General features: G+C 46.9%; 24 protein-coding genes and 1 pseudogene. All 25 read left to right on the top strand.

What is annotated here, in order from left to right; translation table 11 throughout:
• Positions 1-36 precede the first annotated feature (36 nt).
• The 25 genes and pseudogenes from FYJ60_RS10735 (at position 37) to FYJ60_RS10615 (ending at position 19,789) form a co-directional block, all read left to right on the top strand.
• Positions 37-765, top strand: a complete 729-nt coding sequence (locus FYJ60_RS10735; protein ID WP_154458686.1) for an ImmA/IrrE family metallo-endopeptidase — start codon at positions 37-39, stop codon at positions 763-765.
• A 247-nt stretch (positions 766-1,012) separates the two neighbouring features.
• On the top strand, positions 1,013-1,378 hold the full coding sequence (locus FYJ60_RS12870) for a VOC family protein (RefSeq protein WP_154458706.1): 366 nt from the start codon (positions 1,013-1,015) through the stop codon (positions 1,376-1,378).
• A 21-nt stretch (positions 1,379-1,399) separates the two neighbouring features.
• A complete protein-coding gene (locus FYJ60_RS10725) occupies positions 1,400-2,041 on the top strand; it encodes a GyrI-like domain-containing protein (protein ID WP_154458685.1) in 642 nt (213 codons plus the stop codon).
• A 299-nt stretch (positions 2,042-2,340) separates the two neighbouring features.
• Complete coding sequence (locus FYJ60_RS10720) at positions 2,341-2,628, top strand: helix-turn-helix domain-containing protein (RefSeq protein ID WP_035640437.1); 288 nt, start codon at positions 2,341-2,343, stop codon at positions 2,626-2,628.
• Between the two features lie 115 nt (positions 2,629-2,743).
• Complete coding sequence (locus tag FYJ60_RS10715) at positions 2,744-3,052, top strand: helix-turn-helix domain-containing protein (protein ID WP_154458684.1); 309 nt, start codon at positions 2,744-2,746, stop codon at positions 3,050-3,052.
• A gap of 82 nt (positions 3,053-3,134) precedes the next feature.
• Positions 3,135-3,320: a hypothetical protein gene (locus FYJ60_RS10710; RefSeq protein ID WP_154458683.1), complete on the top strand. Its 186-nt coding sequence runs from the start codon at positions 3,135-3,137 to the stop codon at positions 3,318-3,320.
• Positions 3,310-3,918: a site-specific integrase gene (locus FYJ60_RS10705; protein WP_154458682.1), complete on the top strand. Its 609-nt coding sequence runs from the start codon at positions 3,310-3,312 to the stop codon at positions 3,916-3,918. The genes FYJ60_RS10710 and FYJ60_RS10705 overlap by 11 nt, the downstream gene beginning before the upstream one ends.
• Positions 3,919-3,937: 19 nt before the next feature.
• Positions 3,938-5,344: a hypothetical protein gene (locus tag FYJ60_RS10700; RefSeq protein ID WP_154458681.1), complete on the top strand. Its 1,407-nt coding sequence runs from the start codon at positions 3,938-3,940 to the stop codon at positions 5,342-5,344.
• The gene (locus FYJ60_RS10695; RefSeq protein ID WP_154458680.1) at positions 5,334-5,543 is read left to right on the top strand and encodes a hypothetical protein; all 210 of its coding nucleotides are present in this window, start codon (positions 5,334-5,336) and stop codon (positions 5,541-5,543) included. Before FYJ60_RS10700 ends, FYJ60_RS10695 begins: the two co-directional genes overlap by 11 nt.
• A gap of 341 nt (positions 5,544-5,884) precedes the next feature.
• Positions 5,885-6,292 (top strand): hypothetical protein, encoded by a 408-nt coding sequence (locus FYJ60_RS10690; RefSeq protein ID WP_154458679.1) that lies wholly within the window; start codon positions 5,885-5,887, stop codon positions 6,290-6,292.
• Between the two features lie 13 nt (positions 6,293-6,305).
• Positions 6,306-7,016, top strand: coding sequence for a metallophosphoesterase (locus tag FYJ60_RS10685; protein WP_154458678.1), 711 nt, complete (start codon positions 6,306-6,308; stop codon positions 7,014-7,016).
• A 19-nt stretch (positions 7,017-7,035) separates the two neighbouring features.
• On the top strand, positions 7,036-7,203 hold the full coding sequence (locus FYJ60_RS10680) for a hypothetical protein (protein WP_154458677.1): 168 nt from the start codon (positions 7,036-7,038) through the stop codon (positions 7,201-7,203).
• Positions 7,184-7,786 carry a metallophosphoesterase family protein gene (locus FYJ60_RS10675; RefSeq protein WP_154458676.1) on the top strand — a complete coding sequence of 201 codons (603 nt, stop codon included), beginning with the start codon at positions 7,184-7,186 and terminating at the stop codon, positions 7,784-7,786. The genes FYJ60_RS10680 and FYJ60_RS10675 overlap by 20 nt, the downstream gene beginning before the upstream one ends.
• Positions 7,787-7,818: 32 nt before the next feature.
• Positions 7,819-8,388, top strand: coding sequence for a metallophosphoesterase family protein (locus tag FYJ60_RS10670; protein ID WP_154458675.1), 570 nt, complete (start codon positions 7,819-7,821; stop codon positions 8,386-8,388).
• Positions 8,389-8,599: 211 nt separating this feature from the next.
• Entirely contained in the window at positions 8,600-9,955 is a 1,356-nt protein-coding gene (locus tag FYJ60_RS10665; RefSeq protein ID WP_154458674.1) for an AAA family ATPase, read from the top strand.
• A gap of 1 nt (position 9,956) precedes the next feature.
• Complete coding sequence (locus tag FYJ60_RS10660; RefSeq protein ID WP_154458673.1) at positions 9,957-10,658, top strand: RloB family protein; 702 nt, start codon at positions 9,957-9,959, stop codon at positions 10,656-10,658.
• A 610-nt stretch (positions 10,659-11,268) separates the two neighbouring features.
• The gene (locus tag FYJ60_RS10655; RefSeq protein WP_154458672.1) at positions 11,269-12,279 is read left to right on the top strand and encodes a ParB N-terminal domain-containing protein; all 1,011 of its coding nucleotides are present in this window, start codon (positions 11,269-11,271) and stop codon (positions 12,277-12,279) included.
• A gap of 113 nt (positions 12,280-12,392) precedes the next feature.
• Positions 12,393-13,043: a DUF6551 family protein gene (locus FYJ60_RS10650; protein WP_330579195.1), complete on the top strand. Its 651-nt coding sequence runs from the start codon at positions 12,393-12,395 to the stop codon at positions 13,041-13,043.
• Positions 13,044-13,058: 15 nt separating this feature from the next.
• Positions 13,059-13,451: a type II toxin-antitoxin system PemK/MazF family toxin gene (locus FYJ60_RS10645; RefSeq protein WP_154458671.1), complete on the top strand. Its 393-nt coding sequence runs from the start codon at positions 13,059-13,061 to the stop codon at positions 13,449-13,451.
• Positions 13,452-13,478: 27 nt separating this feature from the next.
• The gene (locus FYJ60_RS12935; RefSeq protein WP_154458670.1) at positions 13,479-13,736 is read left to right on the top strand and encodes a helix-turn-helix domain-containing protein; all 258 of its coding nucleotides are present in this window, start codon (positions 13,479-13,481) and stop codon (positions 13,734-13,736) included.
• A gap of 124 nt (positions 13,737-13,860) precedes the next feature.
• On the top strand, positions 13,861-14,526 hold the full coding sequence (locus FYJ60_RS10635; protein ID WP_154458669.1) for a helix-turn-helix domain-containing protein: 666 nt from the start codon (positions 13,861-13,863) through the stop codon (positions 14,524-14,526).
• Between the two features lie 15 nt (positions 14,527-14,541).
• Positions 14,542-15,941 (top strand): annotated as a pseudogene (locus FYJ60_RS10630) (tyrosine-type recombinase/integrase).
• 1,133 nt (positions 15,942-17,074) lie between these two features.
• Positions 17,075-18,346: an ATP-binding protein gene (locus FYJ60_RS10625; protein WP_154458668.1), complete on the top strand. Its 1,272-nt coding sequence runs from the start codon at positions 17,075-17,077 to the stop codon at positions 18,344-18,346.
• Between the two features lie 272 nt (positions 18,347-18,618).
• Positions 18,619-19,170, top strand: a complete 552-nt coding sequence (locus FYJ60_RS10620) for a TetR/AcrR family transcriptional regulator C-terminal domain-containing protein (protein ID WP_154458667.1) — start codon at positions 18,619-18,621, stop codon at positions 19,168-19,170.
• A 157-nt stretch (positions 19,171-19,327) separates the two neighbouring features.
• Positions 19,328-19,789: a ferritin-like domain-containing protein gene (locus tag FYJ60_RS10615; RefSeq protein ID WP_205839070.1), complete on the top strand. Its 462-nt coding sequence runs from the start codon at positions 19,328-19,330 to the stop codon at positions 19,787-19,789.
• The last annotated feature ends 1 nt before the right edge of the window (position 19,790 follow it).

Genomic DNA, 19,790 nt, shown 5'->3' with positions numbered 1-19,790 from the left:
GTATGTGGAACCGGTCCGTATGGAGGTGGATTCTTCTTGAGTACGTACATTTCAAACCGTGAGCTCGAGGAGCTCGGAGAAGGGCTGACCCGGCATTATCTGGAGAACGCCCACGTGCAGATGGCCGCCCGGTGCATCGACATCGAAGGCTTGGCTAATTATCTGGGAATGACTGTAGTATTTGAAACATTTGCCGAGGAGGACCGGGATAAGGTCGAATTCCTCGCCGACGGCAGGACACCGCTGAAGATCAGGCGGAAAGGCAGTATCGTCTCATTTTGTTTCCCTTTGGGGACGATCGTGCTGGACTCCTTTCTCCGGCAGGACAAGGAAAGCGGCCGGCGCCGCTTCACCATTGCTTATGAGATCGCGCATTCCGTGATTGAAAAGCATAACCCTGTGCCTCAGTTCCATCGGATCTATGATTCCGAGCATGGCTACACCTTTCAGGAGCTGAAAGCACAACTGACTATGACTGAAAACCAAGCCGACCGGCTGGCGGCAGTGATCCTGATGCCGCAGTTCACTGTCGATCAGGCCTTGAGGGATTTTAATAAAGGCAGGCGGCTCAAAGTCTACGGGCAGAACGTCTATGCCAATGAAGAACGCAGGATCATCAGCCGGATGGCCGCTCAGGTGGGAGTCTCCTTCTCCGCCATGCAGATCCGGCTGAGGGAACTGGATCTTTTGGAGTATCATCCACTGGATGAATATGTCGAGAAGAACCTTCTGGGAGGTAAAGCTGATGAGCGGTTATACCTGTAATCCCAGATACAATACGCCGTCGCCGGATGTTCTGCGGAAGCTGGAGCTTTCCAGGCTGGAAGCTGAAAACATAGAGACGCGCGAAATGCGTTGTCCGATCTGCGGCTTCCTCGTGCGGATCATACCGGTGACACAGACGGATATTGTTTTTGTAAAGTGTCGGAAGTGCAAGTTCGACGGAGCATTAAGCCCTGCTTATTTCAGGAGAATAAGGAACTGCCGGGCGAACAGGATGCAATGGGGAACTATGAAGCTGAGAAATGTGCTGATCGTTGTCCGGGACATTGAAAGATCAAGAAAGTATTACCATGATCTGTTCGGTCTGGAAACGGTACTGGACAATGACGGAAATATGATCCTGTCGGAAGGACTGGTCCTGCAGGATGCAAAGATCTGGGAGAACTTTCTGGGAAAAGACATAATTCCCAAAAACAATGCAAGCGAACTGTATTTTGAAGAACGTGATATCGAGGGCTTTATTCAGAAACTGGAGGAACTCTATCCGGATACAGTCTATGTGAACCGGCTGATGACCCACAGCTGGGGTCAGAGGGTGATTCGCTTCTATGATCCCGACGGGAATCTGATCGAAGTCGGAACTCCGATGGAGTAAGCGTATAAGGAGATTATGATCATGGCATTTGATTTCAAGAAAGAATACAAAGAGTTTTATATGCCAAAGAACAAGCCATCCATCGTGACAGTGCCTCCCATGAACTATATCGCTGTTCGAGGAGAGGGAGATCCCAATGCGGAGGGCGGCGAATACAAAGCCGCAATCGGCCTGCTTTACGGCATTGCTTTTACGATTAAGATGAGCAAAAAAGGATTGCATCAGATCGAAGGTTATTTTGACTATGTTGTTCCGCCGCTGGAAGGCTTCTGGTGGCAGGATGGAATCAGGGGAATTGATTATTCTCAGAAAGAGAACTTCCGGTGGATCTCCGTGATCCGTCTGCCGGACTTCGTGACAAAGGAAGACTTTGACTGGGCTGTGGCTGAAGCGACAAAGAAAAAGAAAGTGAATTTCTCAAAAGTAGAATTTCTGCACTATGAAGAAGGCCTTTGCGTGCAGTGCATGCATATCGGCTCCTACGATGATGAACCCGCCACCGTAGATCTGATGCATCAGTATATGGAGAGTCAGAGATATGAACTGGATATTACCGAGGCAAGAAGGCACCATGAAATCTACCTCAGCGATGCCAGAAAAGTAGCACCGGAAAAACGTAAAACTGTAATCCGGCATCCTATCCGCAAGGTGGAACAGCTATGATTACAGAATGAATCTGACGGAATATGTCCCTGTGGCAACCAGATGCCGGAGGATGAGAAACAATTAAAACAGAATAACACGATACGACTTTTAATCGAGCAAGCGGAGCCGGTCACAGACCGAGACTGCCAGGCGCCGTACGAAGCCGGATTGGAAACAGGATTACCATATCCTTTTATCCGATCCGATTTCGACGGCGCTTTCTCTTCCGCTTCCTGCGGTGGATTCTGCTCGATCACGACTGCTTCGTACGGTGAATGGAAGTCCTTTCCCGGCAGACGCTTGGGAAAGGACAGAACATGTACTTTGATCAGGAAGCATTCGGAAAGCGTCTGAAGGAACTCAGAAATATCAAGGGGATGACCCAGGAGGAGCTGGCTGAGAAGCTGAACATCAGCAGGGAGCATCTGGGCAGGATCGAGCGCGGCAAATATGGCTGCTCCATTGATCTTCTCATTGAACTCTCTTACACGTTAAATGCGAGTACGGATTATCTCCTGCTTGGGAGAAATCCGGACCGGGATCAGGACAGAAAGCAGCTTCTGCAGGTCATCAGCCAGCTGTCGGACATCGCAAGGAACATGTGAAGGGGCCTTTTGAGGTGTCGATATTGAACGACAAGTTCAATGACAAGCCTATCAGAATCGGATATAATAGAGCCGGAGGCTTCTGCCTCAGCTCTTAAGAGAAAGAAGAATCGTCATGACAACAACTATTGATAAAGCAAAAACAGGACAGCAGATCCGTCTGCTGATGGAGAAACGCGGGGTAACGGTAAGAGATGTGAAAAACGCGCTCTCGCTGGCCTGCGTGCAGAGTGTCTATCACTGGCTGGATGGACAGAGTATGCCCACACTGGACAATCTTTATGCCTTAAGCGATCTGCTGGAGGTGCCGATGGATATGCTGGTTTGCGGAAACCGGCGTTATGATCCGGGAAAGGATATACCGGAAGGTGCGGAGCGCCTCTTCCGGTATTACAGGCTGATACAGGACTGTATGGCAGCCTGAACCGGAAAGATCATATACGGAAAGCATTATCCCGGCCCGTCGCAGATCTGCGGTGAGCCGGGTTTTTTATGGGAGGAAGGCCATGATGCTACCGATGATTTCAGAGAAGGAATTCTGCGAGCATATTGAGGATGATGATTTCCCAATCCGATATGGGAACCCGGTATGTATTCACACAAATGACGGACAGCTGCTCGTCTGCATGACATATAAACTCTATGAGCGGCTTCTTGAGAGAAAGGGACAGGTAACCGGCAATGAGTTATGATATCAGATTAAAAGATCCCGTTACAGACGAGACACTGGACCTGCCTTTAAAACATGTTATGACCGGCGGGACATATCAGGCAGACTATGATGAACAGACACGGACATTTTCTCCCAAACCAATCAGCGAGGCATGGCTGAACGTCACGTATAACTATGGACGTTATTATTACGATGCCACAGATGGAGATCCACGTTTCGCTTACGATGAAATCTCTGCTTATTATGCTGATGGGACAACGGGTCCGGTTAAAACAGAGTATGGCATCCGCGGTATTTACGGCAAGACAGGGGCGGATAGTATTCCGATGCTGCAGGATATGATTGAAAGGATCAAGGCAAAATACAAGCCGGCTGGGGAATGGTTGATTACCAGCAGGGACAGGACAAGATACCGCGATAAGTCCGGTAAGGAAGTTGACTTCTATTATGCACTTCATCATAGGGATGAATGCAGCAGCGAGGATTACACGGAAGATATCAGCGAAGGTCCTTGTGATGATTACTGGGAAGCAACAGCCGCGAATGCCATCCGGCCGTTGTATCAGCTTATAGCGATGGCGAAACTCCGTCCGGACGGAGTCTGGGACGGGGACTGATAAAGAAGAGGTGATTTCATTGAATGATTATAAACTGGTGGCACCGGATATAGACAGCCTGCTGAATTGTTTTGAGCGGGGCTTCCTGAACCCCTCTGCGCCGTCAGAAGCTTTGTGTAAAGCGATGAATCCGCTGTTTGAGATGCTGCGGGAGATGGCTCCCCTGCGGAAAAACGATGAAGCCAAAGCAATCTGGGTCACGATTCCAAGAGGATCCATTGAGGATTTTGGCTCCTATGAGGACATGCTTGAGTGGGGCGATGTAAAGAACCGTGAAGAATATGAGCAGTACTGGCTGGAGGAATACCCGGATCCTGTTTGCTGGTATGAACTGGTCATCGCGGAAGCCTTTCATAAAGACGGTTCCAGATGGTTCAGGGCAGTTCATTTTGGCGACAAACCGATCATCAATGCGCATTTTGATTATAACGATGATGAGAAAACCGGATTCACTAACAGAGAGGAAGCCGTCATTGATCTCTGCGCTCTTCTTGCGGAACCGGTCATGGAATCCATGCGGAGGTTGAAGGAAGGCACTTACAATGAATTTGTAAAAGCAAATCTGCCGTATTCATTCAGAACAGGCGTAATTCCCCGGCGGGTTCTCTGGGAAAGGGAACCGGAATGGAAGGAAAGCGATCTGGAAGGACTTCCGGAAGAGACGATCAGTGCATTCCGTGCGCTGTTAAACAGCGGTATAAACCACAGGAATCGTATCGGAAGACTGAAAAGCATGACGGCGAACGATTTCTTCCGTGCCTGTGCGATTGGTTATAAAGCGTGCGGGTACAACGGTACGGATCTGCCGCCTGTCGATCAGTATTTTCTTCATGGTGACGGCAGGGATGAAGGACTGAGCGGACGGGGACATGGACTGAATGCAGGCCCCGGGATTGATTTTGATGATCCGGCAGCCTGGGATGAATGGTATTTTCACCGGGAACAGCACGGGGGACATCCATGGGAAGTCTGCCGTGGCGGGAACAGTACGCATGTTGATCTATATGTGATGCACGACCGGCGTGACCTTGACTTTAAATACAGAGCAGGGGAAATATCTGAAGATGAATATCAGGAGAGGATCCGTTCTTCGGGCTACTTTTTTCTGATTGGCGGGAAACACCGTGCGGCTGAAGCTGTGAGATTTTATACGGCATTGTCTGCAGCCGGCCTCCCGGTGCTGCTTTCTGACGCGGATGATATCATGACGCGGTTTGACGGCACCGGATATGTCGGCATTGTTCCTCACTCCGTTCCGACGAGATACTGTGAGGAACTGTTTCCGAAAAAATACGGAGACATCATTGATTTTATGCATGTGTACAGAGAAGAAATGGAAAAATTCGGAGATGCGATAGAGTGGCTTCCCGAAGAGGAGGCAAGGCTTCAATCTTCTGACCTTCGGGGAAATCAGGATGGCATTTGAAGTATCATCACTGAACGCGGGGCTGAAGACTTATATATTGCAGCAGGATAATCCCGCTTATTCTGCCCGGGAAGAGATTTTAAAAGATCTTTTCCGGAGATACGGAAAGGATGCAGACCAGTACGTCATTTATGAGGATCTTCAGGGAATCGATCGGTCTGTGGCACGGGGTTATGCAGAGACCATATTGAATCGCTGAAAGAACTGGCAGCTTCCATGCCGGATAAGTGGAAAGACTGTTTTACCGATACAGGCTATGACAGATGGTGGAAATTCTCTGTGGAAAGCGCTCTTCCGGCGGCAGACTGGTTAAGTGACCTTGCACTGATAAAAGTATATGTTTCGCTCCGGGATATTTCGAAGCTGTCAAAGGTGTTTTGCGAAACAGTCCGGCTGCTGCTGGCGTACAGTGACAACCGCTTTCATGCAAAGGTATCGCGGGTGAAGCGGAAAGACAGTATGTGTTTCTGGGTGTCGAGGCACGCGTTTCATATTTTAGAAAGCCATTTTTCTGAATGCAGCGATGTCATCGGAGGAGCAATGCCTTTTATTGCGTACCGTGGAAGGCTCGGGATCAGCAGGGAACTGGCGACGTTTGACAGTCACAATTCAGAGCAGGCCCTGCTGATCAGCAGCTATTTCAATTCGCTTGAGAAAGAGGGAGACGTCAGCCTCAGCAGGATGTACGACCTTCTTATCAAAGCGTGGAATCAGGAGATCCCGCCGGATCATCCCGTTATGAAAGCTTTTCAATATACCAGAGCTCAGACTGTTCTGCTTCTGCTTGATACCATGGATGTGATCACCGGTAAAGTAATGCTTGATAATGATCATCTGTTCCTGCAGGAGAGCGAAAATATCTGGAGAGCCTTGGGACAGGCATCGAGCTGGACGCAGGCAGAAAGAAATTATAATGCTCTTGAAGAGATGGAGAGCAAATTACATTGAAGGATAAGAAGCTATGAAAGTAATGGTAATTCCCGATGTCCATCTGAAACCATGGATATTTCACCGCGCATCGGAGTTAATGAAAGAAATTAAACCGGATCGGACTGTCTGCTTGATGGACATCGCCGATGACTGGCGCCAGCAATTTAATCTGGATCTGTATATTCAGACCTATGATGCGGCGATCGCTTTTGCAAAAGATTATCCGGATACACTCTGGTGCTATGGAAATCATGATGTCTGTTATCTGTGGAACCAGAGGGAGACAGGCTATTCCAAGATCGCACCGTGGACAGTCTGTGAAAAGCTGCAGATTCTCCGTGAATCACTGCCGGATGAGCGGCAGCTGGCGTATCTCCATCGGATTGACAACGTCCTGTTCTCTCATGGCGGTCTGACAGATGCGTTTGTCCGGCGGTATGTACCAGCCGGTAAATATAACGACATTGATATAGTCATTGATATGATCAATGGTTTTAGCTGCGGAGAAATGTGGCAGGACGCATCTCCGATCTGGTACCGGCCGCAGTATTACGAAGGAAGGCTTTACAAACCCAGGAAACTGCTGCAGGTGGTTGGACATACGCCGGTCGACCGAATATCGCGCAAAGGAGACCTGATTTCCTGCGATGTTTTTTCGACAGACAGCTCGGGTGAGCCGATCGGAACGCAGGAGTTCCCGGTCATCAATACAGACGATTGGGAGTATTTCGGTGTTCGCTGATGAAGGGAGAAATATACAGATGGCAGTAAGAAACCTGGATGATTCAAACCGATTATTTGCAGTGGAAGTAGATATGGAGAACCGTACGCCGGAGGAGATCGCAAAAGATGCGGCTCTGCAGATCGGTGCGCTGTTCGACAAGCTTATAAAGGAGCAGCAGGAAAAAGATGATCAAAACATTGTATGAAATATTTCAGCACTGGTCGGCAAAGGGATCTGTTTATCTTCTCTCCGACCTTCATCTGGATGATGACGACTGTCTTCTGATGGATCCGGACTGGATCCCGCCGGAGGAGCAGATCTGGATTATCAATAACAAAGTGACAAGAAATGATACCTTCATCTGCCTTGGCGATGTGGGCAGTTCGGATTACGCTGCGCAGATCAAGGCCGGGCATAAAGTCCTTCTTCTGGGCAATCATGACCGGCGGAAAGACTATAAGGACATCTTTGATGAGATTTATGAAGGACCGTTGTTTATATCGGAGAAGATCCTTCTCTCCCATGAACCGGTCTATGGCCTTCCCTGGTGTCTGAATATTCATGGCCATGACCATAATGGGATCGAGCCTTATGCAGAAGGCTGCAAGCATCTTAATCTTGCGGCAAATGTCTGCGGATATACACCAGTCAGCCTTGGGCTGCTGATTAAAGGCGGCATCCTTGCGGATATCAGCAGTATACACAGGCAGACGATCGACCGGGTAGCGGAAAGGAAACAAATGAAAGAGCAATTCTACAGAGGAATTGAAATGCTCTCTGAGGATTAGATCAGTAATATTCAAGAAAGAAGTGACAAAAAGTGAAAACATATTTTATCAGTGATCTGCACCTGGGGCATGCCAGCTGCATCCGGTTTGATAAAAGGCCCTGGGAAACGGCAGAGGAAATGGACATGGAGATCATCCGCCGATGGAACCGCAAGATCCGGAAGGAGGATCACGTCTATGTGCTGGGCGATTTCGCCTACCGGAACCGCACATCGATCGCGGACTACACAAACCAGATGAACGGGCACATTCATCTGATCCGCGGCAATCACGATAAGCGCAGCGAAGCTTATGAGAATTGCTTCCATGAGGTTGCGGATTATAAGGATATGGTAATTATGGCCGATGGTGTCAAATGTCGTCTGATCCTGTGCCACTACTTTATTCCGTTCTATAATGGTGCCCGGCATATGGCATTCATGCTGCATGGGCACACGCATAAGACAGAGGAATCCGTCATGGAGGAGAGGATCAAGGAGGATATCCGTCGAAAGGGACTGCGCTGTGAAGCGTACAATGTCGGAGCCATGTGGCAGGATTATGAGCCGCAGACATTCGAGGAGATCATTGCGAGGCAGGGAAGGAAGATTCCGCTTATATAATAGGGACAGTTAGGGACAGTTAGGCTGGATAAGGAAAGGCGTGAAGAAACTGATTTGAGATTATAATTTAAATCTATGACTGAAATACCAAAACAGCACATATAGTGTGCTTATTTAGAGATAATTTCTCCAAATAAGCATTTTGCTTATTGCTAATTTATCGGATCCATAATATAATATAAGCGCAGCCTGGAAAGGGGGACGCTTATTTATGTTAATTAAATTATCCGTTGAGAACTTTAAGTCTTTCGATCAGAAAGAAGAGCTTTCTATGGTCTCCTCTAGTAAAATGCAGGGCAACAAGAACCATCGAATGAAGATTAAGCAGACGCAACTGCTAAAGAATGCCGTTGTCTATGGTGCAAATGCATCGGGTAAATCAAATCTCGTAACAGCATTTGCATTTATAAAAACTACTCTTATGGAGGGGCTTCCAGTAGGTTCTGCTAATGATTTCTGCAGAAACAAAGAAGCGAACAAGGAACGTGAGAGTGTTTTTGAACTGCAATTTACAGTAGGAGATACTTTCTATGCCTACGGATTTTCAGCTATACTGAGTCAAAGAAAAATAACTGAAGAATGGTTATTTGAATTAATGCAGGACGGCGGAGCGCATCAGCTTTTTATTCGAGAGGGAAATAATGCCCCGGTTCTGGGAGATGATGTGCGGCTTTCTACAGCTGAAAAAAGCAGATTTACTGTTTATTCTGAGGATTTTATTGATCAGGGCACACGGCTTTTCCTTACTGAAATGAATCGGGGGAAGAAGTATGCAAGGAACTCTCGGCTGTTGTTCTTCCCTGAAACTTTCAATTGGATCATGAATAATATTATCGTGATTAATCCGAATATCGGTATTTCCAATACAGAGGCCTACTATAATGATGAATCACTGGAAAATATCAGTAAACTAATTCAAACATTTGACACCGGAATTACAGATATTAAAACTCGACAGATTACTGTTGATGAAATGAGCAAAATGATTCCTGTCGAAGTTGTACAAGGTATTTTTTCTCATCTGAAGATGCAAATGCAGATGACAAACATGCCTGGCATACAGATGACATGGAGAGTTGAGGGGGGCTTTTTTAATATTCGCATACAAGGGAACGCAGAGCCAGAAATAACGACGCTTGTGCTGAAACATGGGAAATCTGTCTTTGACTTTAGTTTTGTGGAAGAATCTGATGGCACAAAAAGACTATTTGATTTGATCGACATGCTTCTTACCGATCGACCGGATACAGTTTTTGTTGTTGACGAATTGGAACGTAGTTTACATCCTAAACTTACAGAGCATTTCCTGAAACTTTTTATGGAGGCGCATGATGGTGTAAGAATGCAGTTAGTATTTACAACACATGAGGATACTATCATGGACCAAAGCCTTTTCAGACGCGATGAGATTTGGTTTGTGGAAAGAAATGTAGATAATGCCAGCAAGATATATTCTCTGGATCGCTTTAAGGAAAGATACGATAAGAAACTGAGTAAGGCTTACCTTGAAGGAAGATATGGGGCTATTCCTGTATTTAGGCAGTTTTCTTTCCGGAAGGGAGAGTAAAATGCCCGTACACACTTATACAAACTGGAACACTCGTCCATCTGACAAGGAAGAACAGATTGAACCTTTTCGAAAATACTTCTTTATCTGCGAGGGGGCCAACACAGAGACGTTTTACTTTAGACGGTTGATCGACCTCAGAAAGCAGTTAGGCATCCATCCGCTAATAGATATACGCCTGTGGGAAAAGACAGATAAAGACAGAGATATATCCTATGCTAAAAAGTTAGTAGAATTTGCCGAGATACAAAAACAGAACATCGATAACGGCTTTGATCTGGACCGCGACAAGATGATCATCGTATTTGACGGTGATATATTCGAAGAAAAGGTGCAGGGATACGATGAGTTGATAGCATCTATTGAAAAAACGGATACTGCTGCAGTTACCAACCCTGGTTTTGAATTATTCTTGATTCTCCATATAGATGGGAGCTACGAGCGCTATATTAAGGGGCATGAAGCCGAATACTTACGTGCTGATGAAAAAGGTAAATACAGCCATGCATATAATGTGTTGCTTAAACTGACGGGAATGAATGCAAAAACCAATTCAAGGATCGGTGAACTTGCAGACAATGTCTTGACAGCTATTAAGCAAGAGAAGCTGATAAATCAGGATATTCATCGGCTGAAAGGTAATGTTAGCAGTAATGTTGGCAAGATCATTGAAGAGATTATAAACGAGAAACTAGATATTTAAAAAACAAAGTTGCTATTTAGCGCTTGCAGGAATGCAGGCGCTTTTCTTTTTGCTCGAATGCACATCTGTGTGACGTGCGCCATCACATGAATGTGACGCATCCCTTCCTAAAAACAATCCCTTTTTTCTTCTAAACTTTACATTGTAACAGCCACATGGGTTGTTACACAGATCGCACCATGACAACTGCATAGCATTCTTCAGACACGACCCTGTGACGAAGAGCGACGTTCACGGCAAATGCAATAATCTCCCGCTGAGGGAGGAAACGGTAGGCCGGTGATGAACGCAGGGCAGCTCCCTGCGCAGCATTGAGACGTCACAGGATAATGAGACTTCCGTCCGGGATTCCGGGCGGCTCGGTGAGAACCACGGAGGGGTTAGATTCCCATGGATCCGGTAAGCTGCCGGACGTCTGAATGTATTCCCTTATTTTCCGGGGGCGTCGGGGACAAATACGGAAAGAGCATACAACGATTTTTAAGCCTTATGGCTTTGAAGATATGTAGGGCGGGCTGTGAAAACGGCCTGTCGGTACATAGGAAAAAGTGTCGCGCGCGCACCGCGGACTAGGGCGTCTCACGCACCGCGCACGGAAATGGAGGTGCACATGGATCTGAATGATTTAAAGATCGATCCGGAGTTCGAGGAAAAGATCCCTCCGCTGACAGAGGATGAATTTTCACTTCTTGAGCAGAACATCATTGCAGATGGAGAGGTACTGGATTCTCTGATTGTCTGGAATAACACGATTCTGGATGGACACAACAGATACTGGATTCTTAAGAAACATCCGGAGATTCCATTCAAGACTTATCCCAAGGACTTTTTAGATAAATATGAAGCCATTGCCTGGATCTGTAATAACCAGCTTGGCCGGAGGAACTTAACGCCAGAGCAGCGGCGATATCTGATTGGCAAACGGTATGAAGCTGAGAAAGCTTCGCATGGAGGCCATTATACAGAACGCGATGCAGAAACAGGTCAATTCACCGTAAGTCTTTCGGGAGAAGACTTACGGTTGCCGGAAAGAACAAGCGAAAAAATCGCTGCAGAAACAAACACCAGCAGAAGCTTTGTAGAAAATGCGGAACGTTTTGCTAAGGGAGTTGACGCTGCGGAAGCGGCAGTTCCGGGAATCAGAACAGAAATCCTTTCAGGATCTCTGAAAGCGAAGCGTGATGTTGTTGCAGCCATTGCCCGTGCCGCGCCGGAGGACAGAGTAGAACTTGCCAAGCAGCTCCGGTTACCAAGAGCAAAACCGGAGAAAACTGAAGAACCGGAAGAAATCGACGATGAAGACTTTGAAGAACAGGAATCGGAAGTGGATGACACGCCGGTCCGGATCCCGAAAAAGAGTGAAATCCTGGCGCTGGCCGAGAGCATGAACCATTCCGAAGGACAGGCCATCGGCACGGTCGAGGACATGATCTACGAAATGAACAGTGCTATGCAGGACATGATCTTCCGCTGGAACTTCTGTAAGGAGGCATATGCAGGTCCGGTCAGAAGCCGGGACGGAAAGCGTCAGATCAAAGACCTTGCTACCGAAGGTATCGAATATCTGAAAGAAATCAGAAAAGGAAAGTTATGGAAAGGAGACACCGATGAAAACAAATAAATATACTTATAAGGTCATGGATCTTAATACGGCGCAGCTGGAGATCCCGCGGGAAACCTATCAGAGAGAATTAAGCCCGGACAGGGTCCGACGCTAAAGCTTTTGATGAACGCATTGCTAACGAGCCGAAGGTCAGCTATCGCGGCGGCCACTATTACGTATTCGACGGCCAGCACACCATCGCTGCCAGAAAGCTCCGCAATGACAACCAGGACCTTAAAGTACGTTGCAAAGTATATTTCGGAATGTCGGATAAGGATGAGGCGCTTCTTTTCGCACAGCAGACGGGCGCTTCGGCAAAGCTTTCCGCCGGTGTGAAGATCCGGGCAAGAATCTTCGGAGGAGATCCGGAAGCAATCCAGTTCAAGGATGCGACTGAAGCAGTCGGCCTCCGCCTGGATTACGGTCAAGACAAAGGCAAGAAAAGGCTTCCCTGTATCAGCACTGCTTACACTGCTTTTCAGAAGCTTGGAGCGGAGCGATACATGGAGATGCTGCAGGTCATCCTGGATGCCTGGAACGGAGCGCCGGATTCATTCCGAAGGGAGAATGTGCAGGGAATATCTGCTTTTGTGGATCTTTACCATGACGAATATGATCCGAAGCGGCTGGTCAGCCGACTGAAGCGATATGATCCGCTTCACATTTACAGGGAAGGAAAGGCAAGCGGCCTGAATCTGGCCGGTTACAAGAAATATCTGAACCAGGTATGGCTCATGTACAACGGAAGCAGCAGGAAGAATGTGCTTCCCCAGAAATACTGATCGGAGGGACAGCTCATGAGGACAAGAGAATTAAGACCCGGATGGTTCTTCCGGAGAGGCGATATTTACCTGGCGAACCTGAATCCTTTCACGGGATCGGAGCAGGGAGGCACGCGGCCGGTTCTGGTTCTGCAGAATAATGACGGAAACTTCTACTGCCCCACCCTGATCGTGGCGCCGATGACGACGCAGATCAAGAAGCTGAACCAGCCGACCCATTATCTGATCAAAAACAACCGTGCGCTTGCGGCTCCCTCGATGGTCGAGTTCGAGCAGATCAAGACAATCGACAAGAGCCGGATCAAAGGCTATCTCGGAAAGCTGACGAAGGAACAGCTCAGAGAGATTGATGATTACCTGAAGATCAGCCTGGGGATGTATATCCCGGAGACGGTCGAAGCGCCGTAAAAAACGATATGGATGAGGAGGACGACAATGGACGAGATGAGAATAGATGAGAAGGAAATAGTAAAGCAGGATAACACAGATTTTGAAGTAAATGCGGATGAGGCGGGTAGCGTTCCGGAAAACCGTTGTTATACAGTGGAGGATCTGGAGGCTATCCTGATGATCAGCAAGAGAAGCGTTTACAACCTTCTGAAGAAAAAGGAATTCCGATGGATCAGGGTCGGCCGTTCCGGTTACCGGATCTCGAGGAAAAGTTTTGATGAATGGCTGAATCATACTGCCTGAAATCTGTCAAGGATCTCGTTTCGGCAAAACAGCGGAATCGACATCCTAACAATTCCGAAGAAGGGTTGATAGGTTATATCCAGGCCGTGCGACCTGGATATATCTTTGAGAGGAGGAACTGAAAATGCCGGATGAAAAGAAAACCACAATGTCTGTCGCAGAGATGGGGAAAATGCTGGGCCTCGGGAAGACGGAACCCTACTGGCTGGTACATAAGAACTGCTTCGAGACGATCATGGTGAATGGAAAGATGAGGGTCGTGATCGAAAGCTTTGAGAAATGGTATGCATCCCAGAACAAGCACCGGACACAGAAAGACCGTGAGAAGGATGCTGCGCTTGAGGCAGAGACCCTGACGATGCCGGAAATGGCAAAGGAGCTCTATATCGAGAGGGATGAAGTCTACAACATCCTTGAAAGGAAGGAGAATCGGGATGCGTTTGACTTTGTGATCATTGCGGATAAGAAAAGGATCACACGTGAGAGCTTCGAGCGGTGGTATGCAGGGCAGTCAAAATACCGGAAGCTGTCGGATCGGACGCCGGAAGAACTGGAAGAGATTCGGATGGCAGAAAAGAAAAAGGAAGCTCCGCGTCTTGAGGTCGATCCGGACAAGCCCAGCTATAACGTCCGGGAAACGGCAGTTCTTATGGATCTTACACCCGATGAGGTCCGGCGGCTGATCCGGGAAGGGAAGCTCGCAGCGAAGAAGTACGGCGCCAGCTATATAATCCGCAGAGAAAATATTTCCTGGTGGCTTGAGCAGCAGAAGCGCTTTGCGGAATCATAAGGAGGTGCAGGAAATATGGCATCAATTGTTCAAAAGAAGAATCGGTACTATGTCGTCTATCTTTACGACTCTGAAGACGGCAGGAGAAAGCAGAAATGGGAGTCTTTTAAGACGAAGGAAGAGGCCAAACGGCGAAAGGCAGAAATTGAATACAGACAGGAACTTGGCAGCCTTGTGATTCCCAAATGCAAAACGGTCGAGGAGCTGCTTCGGGAATATGTTTCCCTCTACGGCAAAAACACCTGGTCCATGTCCATGTACGAAGGCAGTACCGGTCTGATCAAAAACTACATCAATCCCATTATCGGCCCGATGAAGCTTTCCGAAGTGACGCCGAGAGTCCTGGAAAAATACTATATGTCTCTTCTGCAGACAAAGGCGGTCATCCGGTGCACGGATAAGCAATATACGAAGCGGCAAACACCCGGGAAAAGAGACAGTTTTGTTACGCCGGGGACAGTGCGGAGAGTACATAAGCTCTTAAACAGTGCTTTTACACAGGCTATGAAGTGGGAACTGATAGAAAAGAATCCTGCACAGCTGGCAACTGTTCCGAAGGTGGAGAAAAAACACGCGATATCTGGGACGCTGACACATTGTTCCATGCACTTGAGGTATGTGAAGATGAACGCCTGAAGCTTGCAATCAATCTTGCATTTTCCTGTTCACTGCGAATTGGTGAGCTGCTCGGCCTGACCTGGGACTGTGTGGATATTTCTGAAGAAAGCCTGGCGGAAGGAAAAGCTTCCATTTTTATCAATAAGGAGCTGCAGCGGGTCAGGAAGAGTACGATGGAAACGCTGGAGAAGAAAGATGTTCTCTGCGTGTTTCCTGAGCATACGAGCGGAACAGCTACGGTACTTGTCCTTAAAAAGCCGAAGACCCTCACCAGTACGAGAAGAATCTATCTTCCCAGAACAGTTGCTGAGATGCTGATCGGTTGGAAAAGGGATCAGGAAATGACAAAGGAGGAGCTTGGCAGTGAGTATCATGACTATCAGCTGGTAATTGCCGGTCCTTTCGGAGCACCGATGGAGCATGGAAGGATCAATGAGCTCTTTAATCAGTTGATTGAGCAGAATAATCTGCCGAAGGTAGTCTTCCACAGCCTCCGCCATTCAAGTATTATCTACAAGCTGAAGCTGAACGGCGGTGATGTGAAATCTGTACAGGGCGATTCCGGTCATGCGCAGGCCAAGATGGTCACGGACCAGTACTCTCATATTCTGGATGAAGACCGCAAAAACAACGCCCAGATCTTTGAGGATGTCTTCTATCAGAAAAAGACACCGGGCCAGATCGCAGCCGAGCAGGCCGGTCAGTCAGCCGGTATCGATGCGGAGCTGCTGATGAAGGTCCTGACGAATCCTGAGATGGCAAAGCTGCTGAAGGCGCTGGCCGGAACAATCGAATAAAAATCACTGCATAAAAAAACGGGCTTGCCTGACGTATGTTAAAGCATCAGGCAAGTCTTTTTCATCTAAGAAGATAACTGAAACGGCAGAAACAATGCCGTCGGATCCGATCTAAAAAAGTCCTGTGCTCATAACACAGTAAACGACACTATTAGAAATTTCTAAAAAACGTCTAATTTCACCAGGTGATTACCAATGATTTCGGATGATTTCCGGTGATCACCAATGCACTCAATAACAAAAAAATAACTTGCGATTACGGGCCTTCAGGGACTTTGAAAGACTACATATGATCCTCGGTGCATAACACCGACCGTGGCTCCTAAGCGGAAGGTCGTGTATTCGAATCACATCAGGGACGTTACCCGTAAAGGCGTGGAAGATTTCATAGAAATTCTCCCATGCTTTTTTTATTTCATCTAATATTTTCGGTTTTCGATTAGAGGACTGCTAATAAAACAGGCGGTTTTTCTAACGGGCAAAATCAGGCTGAAGCAGCCGACCTGCTAAAAATGGCTTAAGGTTCCCTGATTACCGGTGTATATCTGTGTTTTTCTATGGATAACGCATGGATTTCGCCGGAAGAAAGCGGAAAAGGAAGAGCAGCACCTTATGTTCTGCAGGCGGATTTCTAATTGCGTTAGATGAGACCCGCGGGGAAAATTAGATTTCTAATAGCGAACGCCGGAATTAGATCAGACAACAGAATACCGATACCTTACATAGCCCTGCCAGTACCGACTATCTGCTTCTGGGGCGGGAGCTTGACAGGGATTCCGTCCGCGCGAGCCTTCTTGAACTGTCCGCGCAGATGACAGAGCTTGCCAGCAAATTATAAATAATAACGAACGGTAAGAATGCCATACATAGTCATTACGATAATTTTCCAGCGGAAAATACGTGCCAATGATGTAAATCGTAAGCGCTCAATTAACATTGAGCGCTTTCTTAAGATAAACGAACGTTCAATATCTGTCGGCTTCGATCGCCCTGATGTTATATTTGACTGCTATCTTATGCCACTTACGTCCCAAGTACGTAATTTCATGTTGAACCGCAGGACTCAATGGGTTATACTTTTATTGTGATCTTAAGACGATTGCGTCCTAAGTGCGTAATATCAGGAGGTGCCGATGATACAACGTGATCTTTATCTTCACCAACTTGTTTCCTATATGTGGGATGGCCAGATCAAAGTTATTACCGGGATCCGGCGGTGCGGAAAGTCCGTTCTTTTATTCGAACTGTTTCGTGACTATCTGCTGTCACAGGGGACGAGCGCCGAGAACATCATTACAATCGAACTTGATAAACGCAAAGATGTAAAATACCGCAGCCCGATTGCTCTCAGCAGTATGGTCGAGGCAAAGATACAAAACAGCGCACAACAGTACTATCTTTTTATCGATGAAATTCAGATGTCTGTTCCCGTCCCGGATTCGGATCTGCCCGGTGAACAGGTAACGATCTATGACATGCTGAATGAGCTGCGAGGATACAAAAATCTTGATGTGTATGTCACAGGAAGCAATTCCAGAATGCTGTCAAGCGACATCGTAACAGAATTTCGCGGCCGTTCTTCTCAGATCCATGTATATCCTCTTTCTTTTCGGGAATTCTTTGCCGCTGCAGGCGGAGATAAAAGAGATGCATTTGACCGCTATATGCTTTATGGGGGGATGCCATACCTTCTGAATCTGAAGGAAGACCGACAGCGAAAAGACTATTTAGCACAGCTTTTTAATGAGGTATATATCAAGAATATCATTGAGCGTGAGGGAATTGAACGCCCTGATGTACTTTCTGATATTCTGGACTTTCTTGCGTCATCTGTCAGTTCTCTGACAAATCCTACCAATATTGCAAACATACTGAACAGTACAAAAAGAGCGAATATCAGCCCTAAAACTGTTTCAAGTTACCTGGAATACCTGAAGAATGCCTTTCTGATCAGCGAAGCAAAGCGCTGGGATATCAAGGGAAAACGATATTTTCAGTATCCAAACAAATATTATTACACAGATATCGGGCTCCGTAATGCGCGAGTTAATTTCCGGCAATTTGATCCTGGTCATATCATGGAAAATATCCTGTACAATGAACTGATTATACGGGGATATTCCGTTGATGTTGGAGTTGTCCTCGACAGGCGAAAAGATCAGAAAGTGCAAAAAGAAATTGATTTTGTTGTCAACCAGGGAGACAAAAAGGTATATATCCAATCCGCCTACGAAATGTCTCACACAGAAAAGACAACCAGTGAACTGGACTCTCTGCGACTGACGAATGACTTCTTTGAGAAAGTCATCATGCGTCGGGATATTCCGGCGTCATTCACGGATGAAAACGGCATTCGTCATATCAATGTGCTGGATTTCCTGCTTGGCAAAGAAACGATTTTCTGATTTATAAGATAGTCGGCACATGGTAGGATGAATCTTCTGGATGAGGGCGCGAGCATGGCAGCGGATCTGGATAGATTCCGTGATGCGAGGAGAAATTTATTATGGCAGTAAGAAAAACAGATGAATCAGACAATTTAAGGATGGTGTAGATCATGGCTGATGCGCAGCAGAGAGAGGCGGCCAGACAGTTTTATTATAGATGGAATGGAAAGAGCAAAGAAGATGAGGGTGCCCGTTCCTATTGAGTACTTTATAATTGGGAATAGATTGAGATGAAGAAAAAAACGACAAAGGAACTACTGGCAGATTCCTTTCTGGAATTGGCAGAGAAGAGGCCGATCAACAAGATCACCATCGCAAATATTGTGGAGAACTGTGGAGTGACACAGCCCACTTTTTATCGTTACTTCAAGGATAAGTACGATATGATCGCCTGGATCTATGCCAGACAGGCTGGCGAATTTATAGGAAAAATTGGTGAAAAAGGCTACCTGTGGAAAGATACTCTTCTGGATGGTATGCGGTTTTATGATGAGAACCGGAAATTCATGGTGAATGCACTGAAGCACACAAGTGGAAGAGATTCATTTCTATTCCAGATGTCTGAAATGAACATCCGGTTTATAGAAAATGAGATCAGAGAAAAACTTGGCGTCAGCGAATGTCCGAAGGATCTGTCTGCCATTGTGAAGATGTTTTGTTATGGGACAAATCAGTTCCTCTATGACTGGCTTACGGAAAGATCCGATTTGTCCTACAAGCAGGTGGCAGATCTGATGGAAAGAAGCATTCCGGAGGTGCTGAGATCCTTTCTTTGTGAGTGAGCGGCATCAATAACTTTATAATTTCATCGCTTTATAAAGCGGCGTTATAAACAGAAAGGATCATAACGTGACTTGGAACAGATCTTCAGTTAATGTGTAGTTGTGCGCAACAAGCAGAAGGTAATAGCCACGAAATATGATTTGGAGGTATGTTATTATGACGCTCGATGAAAAGATCAAGATGCTTAACGATTATGCAATCGCATGGTATTCCAGCTCACAGGCAGATTACATCCATGAAGCCACTTTCCGTGCGCAGGGGTTCGGAAAGTTCGCTGACCGCTGCAAGGAAGAAGGGGACGAGGAACTGGAAGAAGCCAGAAACTGCACGAAAAGGGTTATCGAACTCGGTGGCCAGCCTGTGATCGGATATACTGAGCAGCCGATTTTCAGCGAGATCAAGGATCTCCTGAAGGATTGGGACGATGGCTTTAAGGAATATAAGGGAGTTGAAGAACTCGAGAAGATCGCAGCCTCTCTGACGGACGACTCCATCACCAGAAAACTGGTGGAAAGCTTCGTAGAATGCGAGGCAGAGCACAGAACATGGGTGGCACAGCATATGGGTATTATCGAAAGGATAGGTTATGAAAACTATCTGATCGAGCAGCTCGGTTAAT

It is taken from the genome of Bilifractor porci, assembly GCF_009696005.1.
Lineage (GTDB): Bacteria > Bacillota > Clostridia > Lachnospirales > Lachnospiraceae > Bilifractor > Bilifractor porci.
This window is presented reverse-complemented; position numbering and strand designations above follow the sequence as displayed.